Here is a 23,674-nt window from a genome sequence, read left to right on the forward strand (position 1 = left end):
AAGTTCGTCATGGCAGGTCATCCATGCCGGGGTCGCCCACATGTTGGTCTGCCGCTACCGGCATCCTGATGGTAAAAACCGCACCCGGGCGGTCGGTCCTGTTGGCCGCCGAAATCGTCCCGCCCATCGCCTCGATGAAGCCACGGCAGATCGAGAGCCCGAGCCCGGTGCCGGCACGGACCTGATCGCCCTTGCGCACCCGGTGGAACGTGTCGAAAATGCGCTCCAGATCCGCTGGCGGAACGCCTGGCCCCTCGTCCATGATCTGCAGCATGACGGAACCATTGTCGGCCCAGCCCTGCAGGCGGATCGTCGAAGCTGGCGGGGCAAATTTAGCGGCATTGTCGAGGAGATTGAACAGCGCTTGCTCGAACAGGACGGGGTCGACCCTCAGCATCGGCAGATCCGTGGGAATGTCCATTTCGGTCTTGTGTTCGCCGATGATTTTTCTGGCTCGATGCAAGGCGGTGCCGACAATGTCGCCGACATAGTGGAACGCGTAGTTCGGCTCCATCGCACCGGATTCGATCTTGGTCATGTCAAGCAGATTGGCGATGAAGCGGTTCAGCCGCTCCGATTCGTCGAGCACGGTCGACAGCAGGTCCGCCCGGTCCGTTTCGGGAAGCGCCGGCGCAAATTCCCGCAATGTGCCGGCGGCGCCCATGATTGCGGCAAGCGGCGTTTTCAGGTCATGGGAAATCGAGGTCAGCAGCGCCGAGCGCAGGCGGTCCGCCTCGGCCTCGAGCCTGGCCCGGTCGACGTCGGCAACAAGCTGGATGCGCTCGATCGCGACCGCCGCCTGATCCGCGAGTGCGTCGAGCAGGCGCTTCTGTTCGGGGGTCAGCAACGGGCCTTGCTTGTCGTTGTCGAGGCCGACGACGCCGACGGCGGTGCGACCGGTGCGCAACGGCAGATACAGGCGTCTTGCTCCGGGAAGCGTGTCGGCGCCGCGGCCTGCGGGGCGATCGTGCTCCCAGGCCCAACGGGCGGCCGCGATGTCGGCCTCGGCCAGCGTGTCGTCGGGTGGGTAACCGGCCTTGACGGTGATCGTGCCGTCTTCCGGCAGCAGCAGCACCACGCGCAGCTTCAGCATCGAGGCGATCTGGAAGGCAGTCGCCCAGAGCACGTCGTCTAGCGTGCCGGCGCCGGCGAGCTTCTTCGAGAAAAGATAGATATCTTCCGTGGCGCGTGCCCGCGCGCGGGCAGCGACCGCCTGTCGCTGCACCCGCGCTGTCAGATTGCTGGCAATGACCGCAACAACCAGGAAGGCAGCCAGCGCCACGATGCTCTCCGGGTCCTGGATCGTCAGCGTGTAGCGTGGTTCCAGGAAGAAAAAGTTGAAGGCAATGGCGCTGATGAGGCAGGCATACAAAGCCGGCCAGAGACCGCCGGTCACCGCCGACGTCAGAACCCCGATGAGAAAGATGATCGCCAGATTGCGGACGTCGAGGAACTGGTGGAGAAGGACCGCGAAGGCGAGCGAGCCAGCAACATAGGCCGTGGCCTTGAGATAGGGCCAGATATCGAATTGCCACTGCTCGTCCGCCACCTTTACGGTCCGTGACGTCGCCTCGTCGTTGCGTTCGTTTCCCGAAATGACATGGACGCTGATGTCGCCGGCATTGCGGATGAGATCATAAGTGAGCGAGCCTTCGATCAATTCCCGCCAGCGCGAACGGGTCGGCCTGCCGATCACGATATGGGTGAAGTTGTTGGCGGTCGCATGGCGAACGATGTCCTGCGCGACGTTCTGGCCTGGAATGGTCGTTACTTCGGCGCCAAGCTGCTCGGCAAGGCGCAGCAGCGTCGCGAGCCGATCCTTTTCCTCCTCGGACATGGCGGCTGAACGAGGGGTATCGACATGAAGCGCCGTCCAGGGAGCGCGGAGCCGGTCGGCCAATCTCCGCGCATAGCGGACGCGGGCCGCCCCGCCCGGACGCGCATCGACGCAGACGAGAACCCTTTCCCCCGCCGCCCAGGGCCCGGGTATGGCGTGGGCCTGCATGTGGGTCAGCAACTGCTCGTCGACGCGCTGGGCGGTGCGGCGCAGCGCCAGTTCCCTGAGCGCCGTCAGATTGCCCGGCGAGAAATAATTCTCGATCGCGCGCCGGGCGGTGCTGGGGATATAGACCTTGCCTTCCTCGAGCCGCTTGATCAGGTCGTCGGGCGTGAGATCGATGATCTCGATGTCGTCGGCCTGGTCGATGATGGAGTCTGGAACCGTCTCGCGCACCCTGACGCGCGTGATCTGCGCCACGACATCGTTCAGGCTTTCGACATGTTGTATGTTGAGCGTGGTGTAGACGTCGATGCCGTGCGTCAGGATTTCCTGAACGTCGAGATAGCGCTTGGGATGGCGGCTGCCCGGTGCGTTGGTATGGGCAAGCTCATCAACGAGGACCAGCGCCGGACGCCGGGCAAGGATGGCATCGAGATCCATTTCCTCGAGGATGCGCCCCTTGTACTCGACCCGATGACGGGGAATCACCTCATAGCCGTCGACCAGCACCTGGGTTTCCTTGCGGCCGTGCGTCTCGACGACGCCGATCACCACGTCCACTCCGTCGGCCAATCTTGCACGGCCCGACATCAGCATTTCATAGGTCTTGCCGACACCGGGTGCTGCGCCCAGAAAAATCCGCAGACGACCGCGCGCCTCCCGCTCCGCACGGTCAAGCAGGGCGTCGGGTGAGGGTCGGGTTTCGTTGCTTCTGTCGTCCGGCATCACAATCGATCATGAATGGCGCCGGGGATGGTGTCGATCCCCAGCCTGCCACTCATTGCTTCCCACAATTCATTGCTTGATGGCCTCGTCCAGCGCCAGGTTAAGCGCCAGCACATTGACCACAGGCTCTCCCATGAAGCCGAGCTCGCGGTCCTCCACATGGCTGTCGACAAGCGACTTGACACTGGCTTCATCGGCGCCCCTGGCCCTGGCCACCCTGGCGACCTGGAAATAGGCGGCCTCGGGGCTGATATGCGGATCGAGGCCGCTGGCTGAAGTCGTGACCAGATCGATCGGCACCTTCTGGTTCGGATTTTCCGCATTCAGCCTGTCGGCATCGCTCTTGACGCGGTCGATCAGCCTGGGGTTGGTCGGCCCAAGATTCGAGCCGCTCGAAGCGGCGGCGTCGTAGCCGTCGCCCGCAGCCGACGGCCGGCCATGGAAATAACGCTCGCTGGCAAAAGCCTGGCCAATCAGTTCGGAGCCGACGACCTTGCCGTCCCTCTCGATCAGGCTGCCATTGGCCTGGCGCGGGAACAAGGCCTGGGCGATGCCGGTCATGCCGATCGGATAGATCAGGCCGGTGAGGATGGTGAAGAAAACGATCATGGTGATCGCGGGTCTGATTTGCTTGAGCATCGACTTCATTCCTTATGCGAGGCCAAGCGCGGTGATGGCCATGTCGATCGCCTTGATGCCGACGAAGGGGACGATGCTGCCGCCGAGGCCGTAGACGAGAAGGTTACGGCTGAGCAGCGCGGCCGCGCCGATGGCGCGATATCTGACGCCCCTCAGCGACAGCGGGATCAGCGCGACGATGATCAGCGCGTTGAAGATGATGGCCGAGAGAATGGCGCTCTGCGGCGTCGCCAGATGCATGATGTTAAGCGCCTGCAGCGGACCTGATGTCTGCCCCGGCGCGATGTAGAAGACGGCGAACAGGGCCGGGATGATGGCAAAATACTTGGCCACGTCGTTGGCGATGGAGAAGGTTGTCAGCGAGCCGCGCGTCATCAGCAGCGCCTTGCCGATTTCGACGATCTCGATCAGCTTGGTCGGGTCGCTGTCGAGGTCGACCATATTGCCGGCTTCGCGTGCGGCGACCGTGCCGGTGTTCATGGCAACGCCGACATCGGCCTGCGCAAGAGCAGGCGCATCATTGGTGCCGTCGCCGCACATGGCGACGAGCTTGCCCTTGGCCTGTTCGTCGCGGATGAGCTTCAGCTTGTCCTCGGGCGTCGCCTGGGCAAGGAAATCGTCGACGCCGGCCTCCGCCGCGATCGCCGCCGCCGTCATCGGGTTGTCGCCGGTGATCATCACCGTGCGGATACCCATCTTGCGCAGTTCGGCGAAGCGTTCCCTGATGCCGCCCTTGACGATGTCCTTGAGATGCACGACGCCGAGCAGGCGTCCGTCGCGCTTGACCGCAAGCGGAGTGCCGCCGGATTTGGCGACATCGTCGGCGATCGCCTGGAGGTCGCGGACGGTGTCGCCGCCGGGGCGCGTGCCATGCGTGGCGACGGTCGACTGATTGACGAACGCGAGCACCGAATCGACCGCGCCCTTGCGAATCGAAGAGCCATCGATGTCGACGCCGCTCATGCGGGTTTGCGCAGTGAAGGGCACGAAAGCGGCATGCAGTGTCGCCATGTCGCGGGCACGGATGGCGTATTTCTCCTTCGCCAGCACGACGATCGAGCGGCCTTCCGGCGTTTCATCGGCAAGCGAGGCCAACTGCGCCGCGTCGGCCAACTCCTGCTCGGTGACGCCCTTGACCGGGCGGAATGCCGTCGCCTGGCGATTGCCGAGCGTGATCGTGCCGGTCTTGTCGAGCAGCAGCGTGTCGACGTCACCGGCCGCCTCGACGGCGCGGCCCGACATCGCCAGCACGTTGAACCGCACCAGGCGATCCATACCGGCGATGCCGATGGCCGAAAGCAGCGCGCCGATGGTCGTCGGGATCAAGGTGACGAACAGGGCGACGAGAACGGTCACCGAAATGGTGCCGCCCGAATAGGCGGCGAAACTCGGGATCGTTGCCGTCGCCAGCACGAAGATCAGCGTCATGCCAACGAGCAGGATGTTGAGCGCGATCTCGTTGGGCGTCTTCTGGCGCGCAGCGCCTTCGACCAGCGAGATCATGCGGTCGAGGAACGTATGGCCGGAGGCCGCGGTGATGCGCACGCGGATCCAGTCAGACAGAACCTGCGTGCCGCCGGTCACCGCCGAACGGTCGCCGCCGGATTCACGGATAACCGGAGCGGATTCGCCGGTGATCGCTGCCTCGTTGACCGAAGCGACGCCTTCGATCACCTCGCCGTCCGATGGAATGATGTCGCCGGCCTCGACGAGCACCACGTCGTCGACCTTCAGGCTGGTGCCGGGCACCAGCTTGAAATTGCTGCGGTCGTCGCCGCTCAACAGCTTGGCCTGGCTCTCGGTGCGAGCCTTGCGCAGCGAATCGGCCTGCGCCTTGCCTCGGCCTTCGGCGATCGCTTCGGCGAAGTTGGCGAAAAGCACGGTGAACCACAGCCAGATGATGATCTGCAGCGAGAAGCCGAGATCGCCGCCACCAGTGACGAGATCCTTGACGAACAGGACTGTCGTGAGCGCCGAGACCACGGCGACGACGAACATCACCGGATTGCGCATCAAGGTGCGCGGGTTCAGTTTCCTGAAGGCGCCGTCGATGGCGGGCAGCAGAATGCGGGCATCCATGATGACAGCGGATTTGGACTGGCTCATTTGGTGGCTCCAGTATCGATGTTGTTGGTTGGCGCCGATCGATCGGATGCCGAACGAAGATGCGGAAGCCCGGAGGCCAGCAGCCAGATCACGATCATGACTGCCGCAATGCCGAAGAACGTGGACATGGTCGGGAAAGGAGGCGGGGTTGCCCCTTTCCGATCATCTCGATGCCGAATCTTGCGACGTATGGTTTCGAGCCAGGACATAATTTTGATCCAAGGTGGGACGGTTCAGAAAGTCTGCCCGTGGATGCCAGCCAGGTGCTCGACGATCGGTCCGACCGCCAGCGCCGGGAAGAAGGTGAGGCCGCCTACGATCAGAATGACGCCCACCAGCAGCCCGACGAACAGCGGCCCGTCGGTTGGGAATGTGCCGGCGGAGGCCGGCACCGTCTTCTTGGCGACCAGCGAACCAGCGATCGCCAGAGCCGGGATGATGACCAGGAAGCGGCCAATCAGCATGCCGATGGCGAGCGTGATGTTGTACCAGGGCGTGTTGCCGGTCAGGCCGCCAAAGGCCGAGCCGTTGTTGGCGGCAGCCGAGGTGTAGGCATAGAGAACCTCGGAGAAGCCGTGCGGGCCGGCATTGGCCATCGAAGCGACGCCGGTCGGCAGCACCACCGCGATGGCGGTGAAGATCAGCATCGCCAGCGGCAGGCAGAGAATGGCGAGCATCGCCATCTTGACCTCCTTGGCCTCGATCTTCTTGCCGAGATATTCGGGCGTGCGTCCGACCATCAGTCCGGCAACGAAGACGGCGATCACGATGTACATCAGGATGCCGTAAAGACCGGCGCCGACACCGCCGACAATGACCTCGCCGAGCTGCATGTTGATGATCGGGATCATGCCGCCAAGCGCTGTGAAGCTGTCATGCATGGCGTTGACGGCGCCGCAGGACGCGGCGGTGGTGATCACCGCAAACAGCGCCGACAAGGCGATGCCGAAGCGTGTTTCCTTGCCTTCCATGTTGCCGCCGTCGATGCCCAGCGCATGCACCAGCGGATTGCCTGATGCTTCCGCCCAGTAGCAGACGGCGACGCCGGCGATGAACAGGACGCCCATCGCCGTCAAGATCGCCCAGCCCTGGCGCTGGTCGCCGTTCATGCGGCCGAATACGTTGGTCAGCGCCGCACCGATGGCGAAGATCGAAACCATCTGGATAAGATTCGAGATCGCGTCGGGGTTTTCGAAGGGATGCGCGGCATTGGCGTTGAAGAAGCCGCCACCATTGGTGCCGAGCATCTTGATGGCGATCTGCGAGGCTGCTGGCCCGACCGCGATTGTCTGCCGCGCGCCTTCCAGGGTTGTGGCTTCGAGATAGGCGCTGAGCGTCTGCGGTATGCCGAGATAGACATAGACCAGCGTCAGCACGATGCAGAGCGGCAACAGCAGGTAAAGGGTGCAGCGGGTCATATCGACCCAGAAATTGCCGATCGATTTGCCGGAAGCCTTGGTGAAGCCGCGGATCAGCGCGATTGCGACGGCGATGCCGGTCGCTGCGGACAGGAAGTTCTGCACGGTGAGGCCGGCCATCTGCACGAGATAGGACATCGTGCTTTCACCGCCGTAGTTCTGCCAGTTGGTGTTGGTCATGAAGCTGGCGGCGGTGTTGAAGGCGAGCCCGGGTTCGACGGCGCTCATGCCGGCCGGATTGTACGGCAGGCTGCCTTGCAGCCGTTGCAGGGCGTAGAGCACCAGGAAGCCGGCGAGGTTGAAGAACAACAAGGCCGCCGCATAGGTGGTCCAGTGCTGCTCCTCACGCTCGCTGATCCCCGAGATGCGATAAAGGCTGCGCTCGACAGGACCCAAAATCGGCGAGAGGAATGTGCGGTCGCCGCTGAAAACGCGATACATGTAGCCGCCGAGCGGCTTCACCAGCAAAACGACGATCCCGCAATAGACGAGGATCTGCATCCATCCGTTGAAAGTCATTGAAATAACCTTCCGTGCCTGCGCCAGTTGCCGTTAGAAACGTTCTGGGCGAATGAGGGCGTATGTCAGGTAGACGAGAAGGAACAGGGTCACAGCGCCACCGAGGATATAGTCGACAAGCATGTTGCGGTCCTTCCGCCTAAAGACTGTCGCAGGCTTTGACGAAGGCGAAGAACAGGGCGAAAAACAAAAACCGTATCCCGAGAACGATGATGTCCATCGGAGCTGTTCCTTATTTTCGTTTTTGCGCTGGCTTGCCTGCAGCCGGGCAGCGTTGAAGTCATGTGAAGACACTCTGTCGCGATGATAATGGCGACCGAGATGTGTCCTTCCCGACGGAATATGGATCCAAACCCCATAAAGGTTCGAGACGTGGCGAAGAGGAAAGAAATAAGAATCCTATAAAGACTTTGCCGTCGCGGCTCTCAGCGCGGCGCTCAAAGACAAGCCGTGCGGCGGGGCGAAGCCGCCGAAAATCAGCGATTTCGCGTATAGATCACGGCATAGTCGTCCGCATACGCCCGCTTCCAGCCGAGTTCATCGAAGAATGGGATGGGGCTGTCGTCCAGCGTGCGAATGGCTGGCGGGTGCGAAGCTGATGCGGGAACGAGGGCGGACTCGCTCCGCCAAATCGGCTGCTCAGCCTTCGGCCTTGAAGTTCTTGGCTTCCTTCTCGACCTTGGCGCTGTCCTTGCCGTGCTTGCGCATCAGATCCTTCGCCTGGTTGGGCGAAACGTCAGTTGTCTCGGCCAGTCGCAGGGCCTCCTTGTCGTCCGGTTCGCGTTTCTTCCGATCGGCCATTGCGGTCCGTTTGTCAGCCATCACAATGCCTTTATGCTCTTGGCGATTTCGTTCAGCACCTTGCGGTCGGTGCCGTGGCGCTTGATCAGCGTGCGAGCCTGGTCGGGAGTGATGCCGGCTTCCTCGGCGAGATGCCTCACCTCATAGTCTTCGTCGCCGGCTACTTGTGAGCGATCGCGGTTGTCGGTCTTGGTCTTGTCGTCGGGCATGGCAGTTCTCTCCTCGCTTGGACCTGGAGCATAACGGCGGAGATTTCGTGAGGTTCCTTAATGCCTGTCGCCCAAAAGCGCGCAGCGGTTTTGGGACAACGACATGCATAAACAGGAACAATGCATGTCGCCCAAAGCTGCGCAGCGGTCTTGGGCAACGACATCCCTAAAAACAAGACCCAAAAGCACGTGGCATCGCGCTCTTCAGACGTGACGCGCTTTAATGCCGGCCTTCGCGCACAAACACATGGGCTTCCTTGGCGGCCGCCGTGAATGCCCGCCGCGCAGTGCCAACCGCCCGCCGCTGCTCCATCGCATCCATCATGGCTTTCAAGGCCGCGCGATATTTCGGCCCGCGCTTTTCGTTTGGCCATTTGTCGACCAGAAGCGAGGCCGCCTGGACCGTCCTCGTCACAGAAAGCCGGCGTCCGGTGCGTTCGCTCTCGATCGTCACCGGAACGTCGAATTGTTCATCACGCATTGCCGTCAATCCTCGACTCCAAGGACAGCAACGGCGCAGCGGAGTTATTCGTTCCGATAGCGAATGGCGCGATCAATCCCGGTCACGATTCATGGTTACTGAATAGCTTACCTCGCCGGTGTCGTCCGGACAGTGCGCAAGCCAATTGTGGGCCGGGTGATGTGCATTAGCGGCACCGATGGTCGAACACGATCCCCATGGTCCTGCCAATTGCGGTCATGACGATAAGCTCGACCAGTTGGTCGTCGCTGTCCGTACAAGCTGGGCCTGCCCGGCGGATGGTGTCTATTGCGGCTCTGGTCGATATGGTGTCGCCGGCGCGGAATTTTGAAAGCGCTGATGAAACAAGTTCATGGGCCGGCAAGTCAACGACAGGCGCTCTCGAAACGATGTCCATTGGCCTCCTCCGCCATGAACTCTCTGCCACGAGAATAATACGCCGAATGGTGGTTTTCGCCAGCGAAATTGTGGTCCGACCAGATGCCGATCGGACACCAATTGGACTGGGGACAGCTAGCTTTTTGCAGGGCTCAGCGCGATGCTGCCGACCTCGATTTCTCTCTGCCCTTCGCAGCTGGCTTGACCCTTATACGCATCGCTCCGCCCTCGGGATGATCGATCTCAAAGGCATTGGTCTTGCGCACGAGATCGCTCAGCTTGCGAAAGCCGAAGGTTCTGGGATCGAAGTCCGATGCCAGATTGGCGAGCTGATTGCCGACAATACCGAGCGGCACCCAGCCGTCCTCGGTTCCCATCTGTGAAATGACCCTGGTGATGATCGGCGTCGCGGCGCTGGGCGGCTGCAAGGACTTCGTCGGCGCCGCATCGTTCGCGTTGGCTGGCGCAGTCGGCAGCAGGTTCTCGGTGTATACGAACCGGCGGCATGCCTGCCGGAAACTCTCCGGCGTCTTCTGCTCGCCAAACCCATAAACGTCGATCCCGTGCTCCCTGATGCGAGCGGCAAGGCGGGTGAAATCGCTGTCGGACGACACCAGGCAGAAGCCTTCGAACCGCCCGCTGTGGAGAAGGTCCATGGCGTCGATGACGAGCGTGATGTCGGATGCGTTCTTGCCGGTGGTGTAGGCGAATTGCTGCTGCGGGATGATCGCATGCTTCGACAGCACGTCGGCCCACGCCTTTGAGCGGGTGCTGGAGAAATCGCCGTAGATGCGACGGACGCTTGCCTCGCCGATCTTCGCGATTTCCTCGAATAAGCCGTCGGCAATCTTGGCCGAGGTATTGTCCGCGTCGATCAGCACTGCAAGCCGTGGAGAACGTGGTTCGGTTGGCAAGGTGAGCCCCTGTTTTTGGCTGCGCACCAGAGACATATGGTGCAGCGGCGCCATGCGAAACCTTTTTATCGAAATACGAACGTCATCTACTTCTCCAGATAAAAAATCATGCCGGCGTGGTGCAGCACGCCGTCAATGAACGTTCCGTCAGCGGTAAAGCCGGTGTCGTCCCAGTAGTTGATGTGATTTCCCCGGATCTCATAGCGCCCCTGGTATGCGCTCTTACGGTTCCCGCGCGCTTCGTCATAGCGACCATTTGGAAGCAAGTTGTGGCGGATATGGCCATCGGCCGTGACCCACATCCCGACATAGGGGTGGCTTGCCGAAGGTCGGGCAGCGGTATTTTGCGCGATATTCATCCGGGCGAGGCCTTTCTGTGCGGATAAGCCGGCCGCGCCGGCAACAAGCACGGCAGCGGCAAGTATGGAAATCTGTTTCATGAGACTACTTTCTGGCTGTCGGCCGGATGACGATCTCGTTCACGTCGACATCGTCCGGCTGTTCGATGGCAAAGCGCACGGCACGGCCGATCGCGTCGGGCTGCAGCGCAATGGCGCGATAGGTCTTCATCGCTTCCACCGCGACCGGATCGGTGATCGTGTCGGCGAGCTCGCTCTCGACCACGCCGGGGTGGATGCAGGTGACGCGGATGTCGTCGTGCTCCTGCCGCAAGCCATCGGAGATGGCGCGGACCGCGTATTTGCTTGCGCAATAGACCGCGGCTGTCGGCGATACCGAAAGCGCGCCGATCGAGGCGATGTTGACGACATGGCCGGAGCCTCGGGCCGTCATCTCCGGCAGCACCGCAGCGATGCCGTAGAGCACGCCCTTGATGTTGACGTCGACCATTCGGTCCCATTCGTCGACCTTCATCGAGGCCATCAGCGACAACGGCATGACGCCGGCATTGTTGACGATCACATCAACGCGTCCCCAGGCCTGGCGCGCCGCATCGGCAAAGGCGGCGACATCGGCGCGGTCGGTCACGTCCAGGCGGCGTGTCAGTGCCTCCCCGCCCGTTGCCCTGATCTCTTCTGCGAGGGCGTTCAGCCGATCGGTGCGGCGCGCGCCGAGCATGACCTTTGCTCCTGCGGCACCGAGCTGCCGGCCGATGGCGGCGCCAATGCCGCTCGAAGCCCCGGTGATGAGCACGACTTTGTTGAGAGACATGTTTGGGTTGAGGGACATGTTTGGTCTCCGTCTGGTTGATCTTGCGAACCGCGATGCAGCGGTTGCCACGAAGATGGATCTGTTTCACTGTAGAGATAAGACGACCATTTGATTACAGCGTCGAAAGCACAGCTAACCAATGCAGCCGGATCTCAATGCGCTTGCCGTCTTCGCCCTCGTCGCCGAGGAGCGGAGCTTTCGCGCGGCTGCGGACCGGATGGGCGTCACCCGCTCGGCGGTCAGCCAGACGATGAAGCGGCTGGAAGAGACGCTCGGTATCGCGCTGGTCCAGCGCACGACGCGAAGCGTCAGCCTGACCGAGGCTGGCGAACGCCTTTACGCCGAGATAGCGCCCGCCATTGCCGACATGCGCGCCGCAATGGAGAGCACCGGGGACCTGCGCGGGCGTCCGCGCGGGCAGCTGCGGCTCGCCGTCTCGTCGATCGCCGAGCGCTTTCTTTCAGGGCCGTTCCTGGCGGCCTTTGCCGAGGCCAATCCAGAGGTTCAGATCGACATCATGGTGACGGACGAGGAATTCGATATCGTCGCCGAGGGATACGATGCCGGCGTCAGGCTCGGCGAGGTGATCGAGCAGGATATGATCGCAGTGCCTGTTGCCGGTGACGAGCGGCAGCTGGCCGTCTGCGCGCCGGCCTATCGCGATCGGTTCGGGGAGCCCTCGCATCCGAAGGAACTCGCTGATCATCGCTGCATTGGCTGGCGCCGCGCGCCGAAAGTCGCGCCCTATCGTTGGGAATTCGCCGAGGACGGCAAGGAGTTCAGCGTCGCGGTTGCGCCGGAGATCACGACCAACGACATGGCGTTGATGATAAAGCTCGCCATTGCCGGCGCCGGCATCACTTTCGGCATGGAGGAAAGCTTTCGCCCGTGGATCGGTCGGGCCGAACTGGTGCCGGTTCTCGAGGATTTTTGCCCGCGCTTTGCCGGCTTCTACCTGTATTATCCGAGCCGTCGCAACGCCGCGCCGAAGCTGCGCGCGCTTGTCGAACACCTGCGGCGTCCTGGCTAGCTTTTTTTCACGCGGACCGATCGAGCCGAAATCGCTTTCCGGCCCATCATCCGCTTTGGGACGGGAGATCGTCAAAACTCGCTGTGCGCAGCGCTATCTCGATATTGCAATTATATTAGTGTGAGCGCATGTTTCCGTCAGCCGGCCGCAAGCCGGTCAGGCCCGGCGGCCGGCCGGTCACCCCCAACAGGCTGCCGGGCCGCCCGCAATCCCGCGCCTCTGGCGGAGAAAGCGGGCAGATCGGGTTGTGGGCTGAGAGCGTCTGGCGCTTGCGCAATTATATTAGATAAGCCTAATGCAAATCAGGTCTGGCCGATTGAGCGGGCGCGGCGGCGCACTCGGGTTGGGCGTGCTATTCATCCGGTAGATATGTCGATCCGCCCAGTCGGCTCGCGAGGACATCGAAGCGGCGCTGACGAAATTCACGGACGCCTTCAACAGCGGAAACGCGGCGGCGGTGGGTCAATTGTATACCGAGAACGCTGCCTTGCTGCCGCCCGACGGCAAGCGTGTCGATGGTCGCAAGGGCGTGGAAGAATTCTGGCAGGGCGCGATCAAAGGCGGGATGAAGAATCTCACCCTGAAGGCGCTGGAAGTGGAAGAGAGCGCGAACCTTGCCTACGAAGTTGGCGCATTTACGCTCGATGTGCCGAGCAAAGACGGCGCCCTCTCCACCCTTGCGGGCAAGTACATGGTCGTCTGGAAAAAGGGCGACGACGGGACATGGCGCCTGCATCGGGACATCTGGAATTTGGGTGCGGCCCAATAGAGATTGAAATCCGGGCCTCATTGACCGGCTTGGCGAAAGCTGCGGCGGGTTTTTTGCGTTGGAACAAAGGCTTAGGTAGAAAGTTCGGCTTCCGCAGCATTATTTCCTGTGCAGACATGTTGCGAGATCGGCTCGTCCCTCCGATCAGCCCGCGTCCTCTTCCCCACCACGGGGCGCGGGCTTTTCTGCCTATCGTACGGAAATAGCCAATGACCAGCCGGCGATCGGCGGCCCCAGGTCTGAGCGTTTGGTCATCATTGTGCCGGCAATGCCTTCGCGGCAGCGGTCAGGGTTGCCCGATCGTTGCCGTGCTTGCGGATCAGTTCGCGCACCTGCTCCGGCGTGATGTTGTTCTGCAGAGCGAAGAAGTTCACTTCATAATCGTCGCTCGCCGATATCTTGTTGCGGTCGCGAAAGTCGCGTTTGCTTTGGTCGTCTGCCATATCGCACATCCTTTAGAATTTTCTAATATTTACTATGGCTAATATACGGTGATGACCTAGACTGGGTTCCATGCGCAGGCGGGCAGAGGCCGGCACCGGCCGGCTAGAGTTCATTCCCCCGATGGAGCCCAGGCTGGTGGCCATGCCGCCCGAGGGTGACGACTGGATTCACGAGATCAAACTGGATGGCTACCGCGCCCAGATCACTATCAACGGGCCCGAGGATATCCGCGTCTATACCGAAACCGGCAAGGACTGGACGCGTCGATATCTGGGCATCATGGAAGCCGCGGGTGAGCTTGAGGTCGAGAACGCCATCATCGACGGCGAGGCGGTCGTCACCGACAAGGCGGGCATGCCCGACTTCAACGCGCTCCAGAACGCCGTCCACAACAATCCCCACGGCATGTACCTGTGCGCATTCGACATTCTGCACCTCAACGGCGATGATCTGCGCGACATCGGTTGCAAGGCGCGCCGCGAAATTCTCAGCGGTATCATCAAGCCGCACAGCCGGATTCGGTTCAGCGAGGCCATGCCTGGCGACGCGCAGTCGCTCTTCCACCTCGTCGAGGAGGTCGAGCTTGAGGGCATTGTCTCGAAGCGCGCCGACAGCAGATATCGCAGCGGCCTGACCACGGACTGGCTGAAGGCCAAGAGCTTCACGGTCGATGAATTCGAATTATTGGGCGTCGAGCGCCAGCCCGGCGAGGGAGCCTTCGCCCTTCTGGCACAGCCCGGCAGCGGGAAATATGTCGGTTCCGCCCTGATCAGCCTGAGCCGCGACATGAAGGAGCGGCTGTTGAAGCGGGTTCGGGAGCACGCCGGGCCGCCGCCAGAGGCGATGAAGAAACGGCCTGGGACGCAATGGCTCAGGCCGGGGGTGAAGCTGCGCATCAAGCATCTGCGCGGCGACCACAGCCAGATACGCAATGCGTCGCTGCTGGGTTTCGCTGACGAGGAGTAGCGTCGTCTGGCATCGGCTTAGTCGCTCGATGATCGCCTTTGGCACGCGGCATTACCGAGGGGCTTAAGAGCCAGCGACACAGGGGTCAAGCCGGGGATGATCGGCCGTGTGATGCACCTGCACGGCAAGGAGACCTGCCGCGTGGTTCGCCACAAGATTTTCGGGGGGAATACTAAAAAGTGGCCTTGCGTTGTTTCCTGCCGACATCCTACCTAGCCCGAACTACGTTCAATCTCAGGGGCGGGTATGAAACAGAATCAAGAAGGCAGTCGGCGATCATCCATAGGCAACGCACTGGCCATCGGGCTTTTGATATCGAGCATATCTCTGGCAGGGTGCACTACAGTTTCGACTAGCGGTGCGGATGGATGGCTTACGAAGTCAAATTTTGCCAGGGTTGACGAAGCAATGTTTAAGAAAGGCATGATGCCCGTAGCGATCGACTGCCGGTTCGATAGCACAGCTCCGGGCAAAGCGGCCTATGGATCAAAAGTTACGTGGAAACCTGCCCCCAGAGACATTCGCTGGGTAATGTATGTCGGCACTCCCGATTACGTTGCGAGCGATGAAGCTAAATCACGCGCAATCGGCCTTCATCGCGTGTTTTCGAAAAGGGTTCGTGACAAGGCAACGGGTCAAGTAGTTCAGTGTACGATCTCGACGGATTGATCCTCTCAGCGGCGCCGACCATCTGGAAGGGACTATTCCCCTAACGTGCCAACGTTTTACGGTGACAGTGCACCTTTTTGTCTTCTGTTCCCGCATTCCACCCGTTGCCCGCTGCCTCACGGTGGCGGGGCCTTTTGATGGGCACACCGGAACCAGAGCTTGGCGATCCGGTTAACTGGATATGCCAAACAAAATCAAAGACCCGCCACCGAAGCCCGCCCCCAAGAAGACACCTGTCCGTCGTCCCGACAAGGAAGCATCGCCGGAGCCTGAACATGTGGACCCGCCGCCACGAGACGTGCGTGAGGCTCCGGCACCAAATCCAAACGGCGATAGGAAGTCCTAACCGCCGCGCAAGAACGCCGTAGCGCCTCGCCGCCTTATGACAGCGGCTTTTCATTTCGGACCCGGAATGACTGCTCAAAAGCAAGCTTTCCTGATCTATAGGCAATTACGGTGCTTGCTGCGTGAGGGAACGGATACATTTTTGTCAGCAGACAACGCTGCCCCATTCCATAACGCCTCTCCGAACTGTTGCTTCGGTGCTATGGTGTTCCTGCCTGATCAGACTGCAAGGATATGAGGCATGCCCGAACTCACCCGCCGTACACTTCTTGCGTTCACCGCCGTAGCCTCGTTCGTTGAACCGACGTTTGCTGAAGGGGAAGGTGCCTCACCCGAATTGCAGGCGCTGATCGGAGCCCATGAGGCCGCCTATGACGCGCTCCACAGGGTTGTTCATCGAGCGGGCAGCAGCAGTCACGACCGCAAGAGGGCAGGCTGGATTGAAGAGGAAGCGTTGCTGGCCATCTGCTCCTATCCGGCGGTCAGTCGAGGCGACCGCCGAGCCAAGGCCGAGTACCTGTTAGCCACTGAGGCACGGGGCGAACTCGACCTGGAAGAGCACATGCAGGCCATCCTGCACTCGATGATGCGGGGCTGATACCATTGTCACCGGCAGCCACCGCAATTCGATGGCTCCAGCGAGTTCAATGGAAAGCGGATGGGTCTGCGGCTCTCTTGGACTGCTCGGCCCGACGATGTGGTGCCCGGGGGAGAGCATCACATCGAGCCCTTGAGACCGGTTCGAGGTGCAGCCGCCCCGATATCTATTTACGCGGCGCGTCGTTGAGCAAGTTGGAAACCCGGACGGGCCCGACGGGGCTCGACGGCGGTCACGACGCTGTGGTGGTGATCGCAGTACACGCGGTCAGGCGAAGTTGCCCCAGCGCAAAAGCGATGACCGCCGGGTACTGACCGATCTTCGCGAACCGGGAAGCGGCATTGATAGGGGCCTAGCTTCATGAGGGGGACGTCGCTCGTAGTTAGTCTGGCAATTTCAGGCATGATGTCTTTCTGGTTCCTAAAGGTTGGCCGTACGTCATCGCCATGATCCAATAGTGTGATTTCCACCGTGGAGGGCAGCGACTGCGTCGGGCGAGTTTATCTCGCTTGGCTGGCTATGGAACACCATGTGGTGTCGGGAGCTGCTTCAAGCAATTGCTTGCGGCTAGAAGCCACACCGCTGCTGATGGGTGCGCGAAGCAGGCATCCTTGTCCGTGCCCCCCGGGGCGGTTTGTCCGAAGGCGGGAATTGCCGTGACAGGTGCACTATTTCTTTTCCTCGCCCGCTGCGTTCCGATGCTTTTCCGGTTTGCTCGGCATTCCTGTCCAGAAAATGCTTCGCTGCCCATTCGGCCGCGCAGATGCCGATATCGGCGGCGCCGCAATGCAAGTCGAGCCATGAGTTCAATTTTACGCCCGACAGCCGAGCAAACATGGAAAAAAGTGCACTGTCACCGTAATTCCCAGGTCAAGGCAAATGAAAAGAGGGGATCAAGGCGGCAACCGGGTTGCCTACTATTGGCCCACCGCGCTGCTGCGCGTCGTTGCGGTGGCCAACCGGCGGTACCACCGTCCCTCCGGGGGCGGTTTCCCGAAGGCGGGGGCGTCGGCGTTTGTGGGGCCCTGATCCGCGCGCGCCAGCAAATTCCACACGCGCTAGACGATTGCTAGTACGCAAGGCGCGGGCAGTCCTCAAGAGCTCTCGGTGGCCAGTTACTCTGGCGAGGCGTTCAGTAAATGTAATCAAGACCTGCCTCGGCACTGCCGGATATGACCCGTCCTACTTCTCGGCCACTCGCTGCGCAGCGGTTTCTTCACCGCCGCAATGGCGGGAGCCACGACCTACAAGATCAGGCAGACCCCGGCCACGCTCCGAGGCGAGCCTCGCGCGCTACATCCGAAATGTCGACTTGTTTGAGGATCCGGCATCGAGACGCATTCCATAAAGCTCGCTGGGGAAAGGTTTTTTTGCTGTAAGAGGACAGTTCCACTGAACGCATTCGCTTGAGTGGACATTCGCGTTCGTTTGCATAGTCTAGGCGAGGGGGAGGGCAAGAATGGCCGAAATTTTTAGGCTGCTAAGGGCGTCTGGCGGGTTCGAACGTCGTGATTTGCTCGATGCGCAGGCCAGCAAAAGGCCGGTGCATCTGGATGTCGAATTTACTTCGAAGATTACAACGCATGTCAACCACCAGCCATGGATCTCAGTGGTGATTGGGAAGAATGGGGTCGGCAAGAGCCGGTTGATTGCAGGGATCGCCGACATTCTGGAAACCCTCGATAGGGGCTCAATGCGCAAGAGAGCCGACGACATCTCTGTCTCGAGGCTCTCTTATTCAATCGACGGCCACATTTGCGAGATTGATGTTGATGACAGTGGCCGGTGGCAGGCGCAAATGGACGGCAGGTTCTGTGAATTGGCACACTTACCGCTTCCAACAAAGATCATTGCGCTCACCACTACCCCGTTCGACAAATTTCGTATTTCGCGTTCCCTCCTAAGAATGCCAGAGAAGGAAGAACCTGTCGCCGACGAAAGATACACCTATCTCGGCTTAAGAGATCGATCTGGGCGTGCATCCCCTACTGCCGCCATCTTTCGGGCTATTGAAGGACTATTTGAAGCATCCCGATCTGGTGCTGACCGGCGACTTCGCATCGCTGAGGTCTTCGGATTTCTAGGCTACAAGCCCAACATCGAAGTTCACTATGAGATCTCTCCGAATAATGCGGATCGCCTCAAAGAAATTGTAGACGGAGCGTCCATTGACCACATTCTCGGGCCGGAAAATCGAAACATTTTTCTCCGCCCGCTAGGAAGAATGCTTCAGCGCGACCCTCCATTGTTAGACGAGTTGCGCAGCGTTGGCGAAGATGTTCTAAATCGAGCAAAGGGTGGTCGTTTCATTAATCTGAGAGCCGACTTTGAAGGCTTTTCAGAGGATGACACCTTTTTTCGCCGAATTCAAATCCTGCGACGCGCCGACCTTTTGCGCATGAGATCGGCAATTGTGGAACGTGTTATTGACGGAATGGCTCTCGACCTTAAGCTGGCGAGCTCTGGCGAGCTAGGAATTGTAACCGGATTTCTCAGCCTCGCGTCTGTGATCGAGGATGGCAGCCTTATTTTCATCGACGAACCAGAAATTAGCCTTCATCCCGAATGGCAGACCCGCTACATCGACTTACTTCTAAGAACTTTCGGTAAGTTCAGCGGATGCCATTTCGTATTGGCTACACATTCCCCACTGATCTTGTCCGACATCACGCTTGAGAACTCGAACGTTGTTTTTCTTGATCCGGAAAGGCGCGAACCCGAGAATACCGAAGATTTCGCAGGCCAATCGTCCGATCATTTGCTCATTACAGCCTTTCAAGTTGTGAGTAATAATAATCTTTACCTGAAGCAGGAAGTTATAAGAGCACTTCGGCTTGCGGCGGATGGCAAAACGGAGACTGACGAATTCGCGACCATTCTGTCCCGCATGAATGGTCTCTTGCCGAACTTGGAGCCTGACACGCCTGTTGCCAAAGTAATCCGAGAGCTTGGACTGGTGGCGGAGGAGGCAGCGGCTACATGATCAATTCTCCTGTTACATATACTGCTGAGGAGCAGAAGCTAGTGGACGCTTTCAATCAATTGGATGCTAAAGCGCAGCATGGCTCCTATTGGTCGGACGCAGCTATCGATGGTCTACGAGCAAACGTAAAGACCCACTACATCACCGAGCAAGCCAATCGCTGCTGCTATTGCAATCAACATATACCAACCGACAATCACCGAATGTGGGATGTCGAGCATATCGCATCCCGGATCGATCACGCTCGCTTTATGTTCGAGCCCACGAACCTTGCGGCTTCTTGTCCGGACTGTAACCTCAAAAAGGGGGAGAAGGACCCGCTCATCAATAGAGAAGCTCTTGTAAATCCAAAATTGAAAAAATATCCAAAAAAATCAGAAGCATTTCGGATTTTGCATCCTCACCACGATCTGTTTGACGAACACATACATAAGCGAGGAATGCTATACGCAGGCAAGACGGAGAAAGGGAAAATTACTATTTATGTATGCGATTTATTGAGGTACGCACAGAAATTCATCGATTGGAAGAATAGCGCAGCTGATACAAGGTTTGAAGCAGAAATTGACGCCCTATTTGATCGAAAGTCGTTGGTAGCCGAGGAGGCGTTCGATGCCATCGTATCCCAACTGTCAGAGAAGTAGCAGACTGACGCTGTACGCGAAAAGTGGGACAGCGCCTCAACTGGGATATCTATTACTATCACGCCTACTCATCCCAATGACCACGAGGGGGAATGGGATCGGTGACGTTGGGTGGGTTCGCGGAACTATATTTCCGCGACGACCCGTCGACCGCCATCGTCAAGACGCGCCAGTTCGCCGAACTCATGGCGAAGTTGATCGCTGCACACCATGCCGCCTATCGTGACGAACGCGAGACATTCAATGACACCCTTCGCCGCCTGTCGTTCGAGCGCATACTTCCTAAGGAAATTGCGGACCTTTTTCACGCTCTCAAGAACGTGGGAAACGATGCCGTTCACGAGATAAAGGGGTCGCATGGAGAGGCGCTGACTGCCCTGAAGTTCGCCCGCCAGCTTGGCGTCTGGCTCCACCGCACCTACGGCAGGCAAACGGGTTTCAAGCCGGGCGCATTCATCCCGCCACCGGAACCGGTCGATGCCACGCTGGCATTGCGGCAAGAGATCGAGGCGCTTCGCCAGAAAGTTGCCGACAGCGAGGACGCCGCCACTGCCGCGCGCCGTGAGGCGGAGGAACAGGCCCGCGCTCGCGAGAGTACGGAGGATCGGCTGAAGCGCGAGGCTGAGGAACGAGCCACGTGGGAGCAGCTTGCGCAGGAAACCGAAGCGGAGAGGGCTGCGATCGCCGCCAAGCTCTCCAGCCTTCAAGCCGAAGCCGAGGCTGCGCCCCGCGCCAAGGTAATGGAGTTGATCGTGCGCGGCGAGGAAGCCGCCACCAAGATCGACCTCGACGAGGCCATGCCGCGCTGACGCTGAAGCCTAGCCTCTACGGTCGCGCAGAGGTTCTCGCTAGACCGTCTCCGGTGCCCGCGAGGCCCGGCCTGTACGCTTGGTATTTTCGTGGTTCGATACCCGGCGTGGGTACCAATGGCTGTATCGGTTTCGAGGGTGGCTCATTGCTCTATCTCGCAATATCACCTCGTGGGACAAACAGCAGCCAGAACCTTCGTAAGCGCCTCACCTATCACTATCGTGGCAACGCCGAAGGATCGACGCTTCGCCTGACGCTCGGGGTCCTTCTCGGCACCGAGGCCGACATCGCTCTCCGTCGTGTCGGCAGCGGGAAGCGTATGACATTTGCTCACCTAGGCGAGCAGTGGCTCGATGCTTGGATGGCGACAACGCAGAGGTCACTTGGCAGGTGAGCCTTGGCGGATCGAGGCCGGTTTGCTTGCGCGGCTTTGGTGCCCGCTCAACGTCACCGACAACGCGTGCCTCCCCCTTCGTTGCCGAACTGCGAGCACGGCGTCACGCTGCCAAGCTGATCGCTCGCTCGTCCCGATAGCGCAGGAGGGCAACCAACGACGTCGCCCTCCGGACATCGGGTAAGGCAGCTGGAGGCGTCACGCACTCCCGGAGCGAAGCATACCTGTCTTGCCGGGGTACTGCGCCTTCGGGTTCTGACGCCACCAAAACTCGACTGTGACCGGTATGCGCCACTTCTTGGCGAGACGGTCTACCTCCTTCCAAGCATCCGATGCCGACTGACCCTGCACCGAGATGCCAAGGTCCGGGTGGTACTTGAACCCTTCTTCCTCATACTGCTCAGCTTTGGCTGGAACGGCCAATTCGCGGGCCAGCTTTTCGCCCTCGAACCCTTTGGCCTTCACCTGCGCGATCATCGTCAGCAAGATGGCCGACCAGCGCGGACTGTGTATCGCCTTGCCGTTGACTGAGGCCGCAAGCGGCTTCGTAAAAGCAAGCCCCGGCGCAGCGTCGAACTGCATCGCGCCGTCGCCTGTCGTCGCCACTACCTCTTCCGGCTCGTCGTCCCGCTCCATCCCAAGCTGCTCCATCGCCTCTCGCACAATACGGTCAATGGTCTGGCTGGGCGTGTTGGTGCCGAACCACGTCGCGATAGACTTCAGATCGGCAAAGGTTGCGTCGTTAATTCTAACCACTGGCATCATGTCGTCCTCCGTAGGTTTGATAGGGAATATGTTACATATTGTGACGACAAGCTCAAGAGAATTATGTAACATATCCCCTCGTTCCGCTGTTTTTGCGGGAGGTTCTTGGCAAGTAAAGGCATCGCTCAGGTGCGGCAGGCCTCGCGGATGCGACGCGATGTCAGTCGCGAGCGCGGGCCTAAGGTGCAAGCAAAGGTGCAAGCAGGCTCAGCGAGAGCTACCATATTTCAATAATATCAAGTTGTTAGCTGATTTGAATGGCGGAGAGAGCGGGATTCGAACCCGCGTTACGGTTTCCCGTAAACACACTTTCCAGGCGTGCGCCTTCAACCACTCGGCCACCTCTCCGTCCTGGCATTTTCACCGCGGCCGGTTTCGCCGCGCGCGGGTTGGGGAGATGCCGTCTCCCTCGGGAAATTCCGGTCCGGAACGCCGCACCGTAGGGCGCCGTCAACCAGCGGACGCCTTTTCCCCGCACCTGAGCCGTCAAAGCAACAGGCGCGGGGCTCATCTAGTCGATCCGGTGCCGAATGCCAAGACATAACGGCATTCAATTCGCTTTGTCGGATAGGGATGTCCTGTCCACGCCACCAGCGCTGCCCTGGCAAGCCGATCGCCGCGATCGGCGGCGGCGTTCTGGCCGACCGACGTCTCAGCGACGCAAGCCGGCGCAGGTTCAACTTCGCGTGTCGCGATTGCGGACAAAGCGCGCAGATCCTATTTATCAGGCCGATACAGATATTTTTGATAAGCTTGCGGGGAGGTAAGTCTGGGTGTTCCGCTTCGTCTTCCGTCTTGCCGCAATGGTTGCGCTTTCGGTTTCGGTCATCATGGCGGTGGTCGACGCAACGCGCTCGGTGGCGGCCTCCGCCCTGGTCATGACACCGCTCAACACGAGTTGGCTCGCCGTCTCGCCGGATACGCGAAGCGCCTTCGAAAGCTTCGTCCGCGACAGGCTCGGTCCGCTGCTGTGGGACGGCGCCATCGCCTGGGTGCTCAACCAGCCCGGTTTCGCGGTGTTCGCGGGGCTTGCCTTCATTCTCTACATGATCGGCTACCGGCGGGAGCGGCCGACTGGGCGGTTCGCCTAGACTTGATAATTCTCCAGCGTCCCCAAACAAAGAGAAAGCCGCCAACAAAGAGAAAGGGAGACTGCACATGTTCCTCAGCGACATGCTGAACAAGAAGCTCAACCTGCCGAAACCTGCCGAGGCGCTGCCGGGCCGCGCCAACCCTATCCCGACGGCATCCAGCCATTTTGTCTCGAAGCGGCCGCTGAAGGGCCCCTATCCCGAGGGCCTGGAGAAGGCGATGTTCGGGCTGGGCTGCTTCTGGGGCGCGGAACGCCTGTTCTGGAAGGTCGAGGGCGTATGGGTCACGGCCGTCGGCTATGCCGGCGGCGTCACCCCCAATCCGACCTACCAGGAAACCTGCACCGGTCTGACCGGCCATGCCGAAGTCGTGCTCGTCGTCTACGACCCGAAGATCGTGTCCTATGCACAGCTTCTGAAGCTGTTCTGGGAAAGCCATGATCCGACGCAAGGCATGCGCCAGGGCAACGACGTCGGCACCACCTACCGCTCGACGATCTACACCTTCGGTGATGAGCAATACCAGGCGGCGATCGCCTCGCGCGACGCCTACGAGGCCTCGTTGCGCGGCGCCGGGCGCAGCAAGATCACCACCGAGATCGCGCCGGCGCCAGAATTCTACTTCGCCGAGGAAGACCACCAGCAATATCTGGCGAAGAATCCCTACGGCTATTGCAATCTGCAGGGCACCGGCGTCACCTGCGCCATCCCGGCTGCCGTCTCCGCCTGAGGCCTTGGCGGGACGATGATCCCGGCTTTTCCAACAGGTCAAAATTCCGCGTGAATTTTGCTTCGGGCCGTGCCAG

General features: G+C 60.3%; 24 protein-coding genes and 1 tRNA gene. 10 read left to right on the forward strand and 15 right to left on the reverse strand.

All coding sequences use genetic code 11. The features are described from left to right. Positions 1-7: 7 nt before the first annotated feature. The 12 genes from AC0L2C_RS13325 to AC0L2C_RS13380 form a co-directional block, all read right to left on the reverse strand. The gene (locus AC0L2C_RS13325) at positions 8-2,725 is read right to left on the reverse strand and encodes a sensor histidine kinase (protein WP_128173506.1); all 2,718 of its coding nucleotides are present in this window, start codon (positions 2,723-2,725) and stop codon (positions 8-10) included. 69 nt (positions 2,726-2,794) lie between these two features. Beyond that, positions 2,795-3,364, reverse strand: coding sequence for a potassium-transporting ATPase subunit KdpC (gene kdpC / locus AC0L2C_RS13330; RefSeq protein WP_023797475.1), 570 nt, complete (start codon positions 3,362-3,364; stop codon positions 2,795-2,797). 12 nt (positions 3,365-3,376) lie between these two features. After that, positions 3,377-5,470 (reverse strand): potassium-transporting ATPase subunit KdpB, encoded by a 2,094-nt coding sequence (kdpB, locus tag AC0L2C_RS13335; RefSeq protein ID WP_473523546.1) that lies wholly within the window; start codon positions 5,468-5,470, stop codon positions 3,377-3,379. Further along, positions 5,467-5,679, reverse strand: coding sequence for a hypothetical protein (locus AC0L2C_RS13340; protein WP_023797477.1), 213 nt, complete (start codon positions 5,677-5,679; stop codon positions 5,467-5,469). Before AC0L2C_RS13340 ends, kdpB begins: the two co-directional genes overlap by 4 nt. Positions 5,680-5,703: 24 nt before the next feature. After that, complete coding sequence (gene kdpA, locus AC0L2C_RS13345; RefSeq protein ID WP_287239825.1) at positions 5,704-7,407, reverse strand: potassium-transporting ATPase subunit KdpA; 1,704 nt, start codon at positions 7,405-7,407, stop codon at positions 5,704-5,706. A 33-nt stretch (positions 7,408-7,440) separates the two neighbouring features. Then, positions 7,441-7,530: a K(+)-transporting ATPase subunit F gene (locus AC0L2C_RS13350; protein ID WP_023797479.1), complete on the reverse strand. Its 90-nt coding sequence runs from the start codon at positions 7,528-7,530 to the stop codon at positions 7,441-7,443. Between the two features lie 516 nt (positions 7,531-8,046). After that, entirely contained in the window at positions 8,047-8,229 is a 183-nt protein-coding gene (locus AC0L2C_RS13355) for a hypothetical protein (RefSeq protein WP_036262205.1), read from the reverse strand. Further along, positions 8,229-8,417 carry a DUF3606 domain-containing protein gene (locus tag AC0L2C_RS13360; RefSeq protein ID WP_023797481.1) on the reverse strand — a complete coding sequence of 63 codons (189 nt, stop codon included), beginning with the start codon at positions 8,415-8,417 and terminating at the stop codon, positions 8,229-8,231. The genes AC0L2C_RS13355 and AC0L2C_RS13360 overlap by 1 nt, the downstream gene beginning before the upstream one ends. Before the next feature lie 220 nt (positions 8,418-8,637). Continuing rightward, positions 8,638-8,898 (reverse strand): DUF982 domain-containing protein, encoded by a 261-nt coding sequence (locus AC0L2C_RS13365; protein WP_051505610.1) that lies wholly within the window; start codon positions 8,896-8,898, stop codon positions 8,638-8,640. Between the two features lie 530 nt (positions 8,899-9,428). After that, a complete protein-coding gene (locus AC0L2C_RS13370) occupies positions 9,429-10,190 on the reverse strand; it encodes an NYN domain-containing protein (RefSeq protein ID WP_091595693.1) in 762 nt (253 codons plus the stop codon). Between the two features lie 86 nt (positions 10,191-10,276). Beyond that, positions 10,277-10,549 carry an Atu4866 domain-containing protein gene (locus tag AC0L2C_RS13375; protein WP_473523569.1) on the reverse strand — a complete coding sequence of 91 codons (273 nt, stop codon included), beginning with the start codon at positions 10,547-10,549 and terminating at the stop codon, positions 10,277-10,279. An 85-nt stretch (positions 10,550-10,634) separates the two neighbouring features. Continuing rightward, positions 10,635-11,360, reverse strand: a complete 726-nt coding sequence (locus tag AC0L2C_RS13380; protein WP_473523570.1) for an SDR family oxidoreductase — start codon at positions 11,358-11,360, stop codon at positions 10,635-10,637. A 139-nt stretch (positions 11,361-11,499) separates the two neighbouring features. Here AC0L2C_RS13380 and AC0L2C_RS13385 point away from each other — a divergent pair, with 139 nt between their 5' ends. Both AC0L2C_RS13385 and AC0L2C_RS13390 read left to right on the forward strand, forming a co-directional pair. Continuing rightward, positions 11,500-12,390 (forward strand): LysR family transcriptional regulator, encoded by an 891-nt coding sequence (locus AC0L2C_RS13385; protein WP_473523547.1) that lies wholly within the window; start codon positions 11,500-11,502, stop codon positions 12,388-12,390. Between the two features lie 400 nt (positions 12,391-12,790). Continuing rightward, positions 12,791-13,159: a YybH family protein gene (locus tag AC0L2C_RS13390; protein WP_473523571.1), complete on the forward strand. Its 369-nt coding sequence runs from the start codon at positions 12,791-12,793 to the stop codon at positions 13,157-13,159. Positions 13,160-13,413: 254 nt separating this feature from the next. On the opposite strand, the gene AC0L2C_RS13395 is transcribed toward AC0L2C_RS13390, so the two are convergent. Beyond that, positions 13,414-13,602, reverse strand: coding sequence for a DUF3606 domain-containing protein (locus AC0L2C_RS13395; RefSeq protein WP_128169910.1), 189 nt, complete (start codon positions 13,600-13,602; stop codon positions 13,414-13,416). A 70-nt stretch (positions 13,603-13,672) separates the two neighbouring features. Between AC0L2C_RS13395 and AC0L2C_RS13400 the strand changes: the two genes are divergently transcribed. The 6 genes from AC0L2C_RS13400 to AC0L2C_RS13425 all read left to right on the forward strand — a co-directional run bounded on the left by AC0L2C_RS13400 (position 13,673) and on the right by AC0L2C_RS13425 (position 21,012). Continuing rightward, entirely contained in the window at positions 13,673-14,569 is an 897-nt protein-coding gene (locus AC0L2C_RS13400; RefSeq protein ID WP_128169911.1) for an ATP-dependent DNA ligase, read from the forward strand. Positions 14,570-15,824: 1,255 nt separating this feature from the next. Further along, on the forward strand, positions 15,825-16,181 hold the full coding sequence (locus tag AC0L2C_RS13405; RefSeq protein WP_473523548.1) for a hypothetical protein: 357 nt from the start codon (positions 15,825-15,827) through the stop codon (positions 16,179-16,181). Between the two features lie 1,459 nt (positions 16,182-17,640). Further along, entirely contained in the window at positions 17,641-19,164 is a 1,524-nt protein-coding gene (locus tag AC0L2C_RS13410) for an AAA family ATPase (protein WP_473523549.1), read from the forward strand. Beyond that, positions 19,161-19,808 carry an HNH endonuclease gene (locus tag AC0L2C_RS13415; protein WP_473523550.1) on the forward strand — a complete coding sequence of 216 codons (648 nt, stop codon included), beginning with the start codon at positions 19,161-19,163 and terminating at the stop codon, positions 19,806-19,808. The genes AC0L2C_RS13410 and AC0L2C_RS13415 overlap by 4 nt, the downstream gene beginning before the upstream one ends. A gap of 92 nt (positions 19,809-19,900) precedes the next feature. Next, positions 19,901-20,617, forward strand: coding sequence for a DUF4145 domain-containing protein (locus tag AC0L2C_RS13420; protein WP_473523551.1), 717 nt, complete (start codon positions 19,901-19,903; stop codon positions 20,615-20,617). A 53-nt stretch (positions 20,618-20,670) separates the two neighbouring features. Further along, the gene (locus AC0L2C_RS13425; protein ID WP_473523552.1) at positions 20,671-21,012 is read left to right on the forward strand and encodes a GIY-YIG nuclease family protein; all 342 of its coding nucleotides are present in this window, start codon (positions 20,671-20,673) and stop codon (positions 21,010-21,012) included. Between the two features lie 198 nt (positions 21,013-21,210). On the opposite strand, the gene AC0L2C_RS13430 is transcribed toward AC0L2C_RS13425, so the two are convergent. Together AC0L2C_RS13430 and AC0L2C_RS13435 are read right to left on the reverse strand one after the other, a co-directional pair. Then, a complete protein-coding gene (locus AC0L2C_RS13430) occupies positions 21,211-21,777 on the reverse strand; it encodes a T4SS efffector SepA family protein (RefSeq protein WP_473523553.1) in 567 nt (188 codons plus the stop codon). Positions 21,778-22,035: 258 nt separating this feature from the next. Next, a tRNA-Ser gene (locus AC0L2C_RS13435) sits at positions 22,036-22,125 on the reverse strand. A 425-nt stretch (positions 22,126-22,550) separates the two neighbouring features. Between AC0L2C_RS13435 and AC0L2C_RS13440 the strand changes: the two genes are divergently transcribed. After that, positions 22,551-22,868 carry a hypothetical protein gene (locus AC0L2C_RS13440; protein ID WP_287196735.1) on the forward strand — a complete coding sequence of 106 codons (318 nt, stop codon included), beginning with the start codon at positions 22,551-22,553 and terminating at the stop codon, positions 22,866-22,868. A gap of 67 nt (positions 22,869-22,935) precedes the next feature. Further along, entirely contained in the window at positions 22,936-23,598 is a 663-nt protein-coding gene (gene msrA, locus AC0L2C_RS13445) for a peptide-methionine (S)-S-oxide reductase MsrA (protein WP_473523554.1), read from the forward strand. Positions 23,599-23,674 lie beyond the last annotated feature (76 nt).

The sequence above is a fragment of the Mesorhizobium sp. WSM4845 genome, from assembly GCF_055811455.1.

Bases quoted from the DNA above. Each gene is read 5' to 3' on its own strand.
- AC0L2C_RS13325 (WP_128173506.1), bottom strand. From the start codon at position 2,725: ATGCCGGACGACAGAAGCAACGAAACCCGACCCTCACCCGACGCCCTG.
- kdpC (WP_023797475.1), bottom strand. From the start codon at position 3,364: ATGCTCAAGCAAATCAGACCCGCGATCACCATGATCGTTTTCTTCACC.
- kdpB (WP_473523546.1), bottom strand. From the start codon at position 5,470: ATGAGCCAGTCCAAATCCGCTGTCATCATGGATGCCCGCATTCTGCTG.
- AC0L2C_RS13340 (WP_023797477.1), bottom strand. From the start codon at position 5,679: ATGTCCTGGCTCGAAACCATACGTCGCAAGATTCGGCATCGAGATGAT.
- kdpA (WP_287239825.1), bottom strand. From the start codon at position 7,407: ATGACTTTCAACGGATGGATGCAGATCCTCGTCTATTGCGGGATCGTC.
- AC0L2C_RS13350 (WP_023797479.1), bottom strand. From the start codon at position 7,530: ATGCTTGTCGACTATATCCTCGGTGGCGCTGTGACCCTGTTCCTTCTC.
- AC0L2C_RS13355 (WP_036262205.1), bottom strand. From the start codon at position 8,229: ATGGCTGACAAACGGACCGCAATGGCCGATCGGAAGAAACGCGAACCG.
- AC0L2C_RS13360 (WP_023797481.1), bottom strand. From the start codon at position 8,417: ATGCCCGACGACAAGACCAAGACCGACAACCGCGATCGCTCACAAGTA.
- AC0L2C_RS13365 (WP_051505610.1), bottom strand. From the start codon at position 8,898: ATGCGTGATGAACAATTCGACGTTCCGGTGACGATCGAGAGCGAACGC.
- AC0L2C_RS13375 (WP_473523569.1), bottom strand. From the start codon at position 10,549: ATGAATATCGCGCAAAATACCGCTGCCCGACCTTCGGCAAGCCACCCC.
- AC0L2C_RS13380 (WP_473523570.1), bottom strand. From the start codon at position 11,360: ATGTCTCTCAACAAAGTCGTGCTCATCACCGGGGCTTCGAGCGGCATT.
- AC0L2C_RS13385 (WP_473523547.1), top strand. From the start codon at position 11,500: ATGCAGCCGGATCTCAATGCGCTTGCCGTCTTCGCCCTCGTCGCCGAG.
- AC0L2C_RS13395 (WP_128169910.1), bottom strand. From the start codon at position 13,602: ATGGCAGACGACCAAAGCAAACGCGACTTTCGCGACCGCAACAAGATA.
- AC0L2C_RS13400 (WP_128169911.1), top strand. From the start codon at position 13,673: ATGCGCAGGCGGGCAGAGGCCGGCACCGGCCGGCTAGAGTTCATTCCC.
- AC0L2C_RS13405 (WP_473523548.1), top strand. From the start codon at position 15,825: ATGCCCGAACTCACCCGCCGTACACTTCTTGCGTTCACCGCCGTAGCC.
- AC0L2C_RS13410 (WP_473523549.1), top strand. From the start codon at position 17,641: ATGGCCGAAATTTTTAGGCTGCTAAGGGCGTCTGGCGGGTTCGAACGT.
- AC0L2C_RS13415 (WP_473523550.1), top strand. From the start codon at position 19,161: ATGATCAATTCTCCTGTTACATATACTGCTGAGGAGCAGAAGCTAGTG.
- AC0L2C_RS13420 (WP_473523551.1), top strand. From the start codon at position 19,901: ATGGGATCGGTGACGTTGGGTGGGTTCGCGGAACTATATTTCCGCGAC.
- AC0L2C_RS13430 (WP_473523553.1), bottom strand. From the start codon at position 21,777: ATGATGCCAGTGGTTAGAATTAACGACGCAACCTTTGCCGATCTGAAG.
- msrA (WP_473523554.1), top strand. From the start codon at position 22,936: ATGTTCCTCAGCGACATGCTGAACAAGAAGCTCAACCTGCCGAAACCT.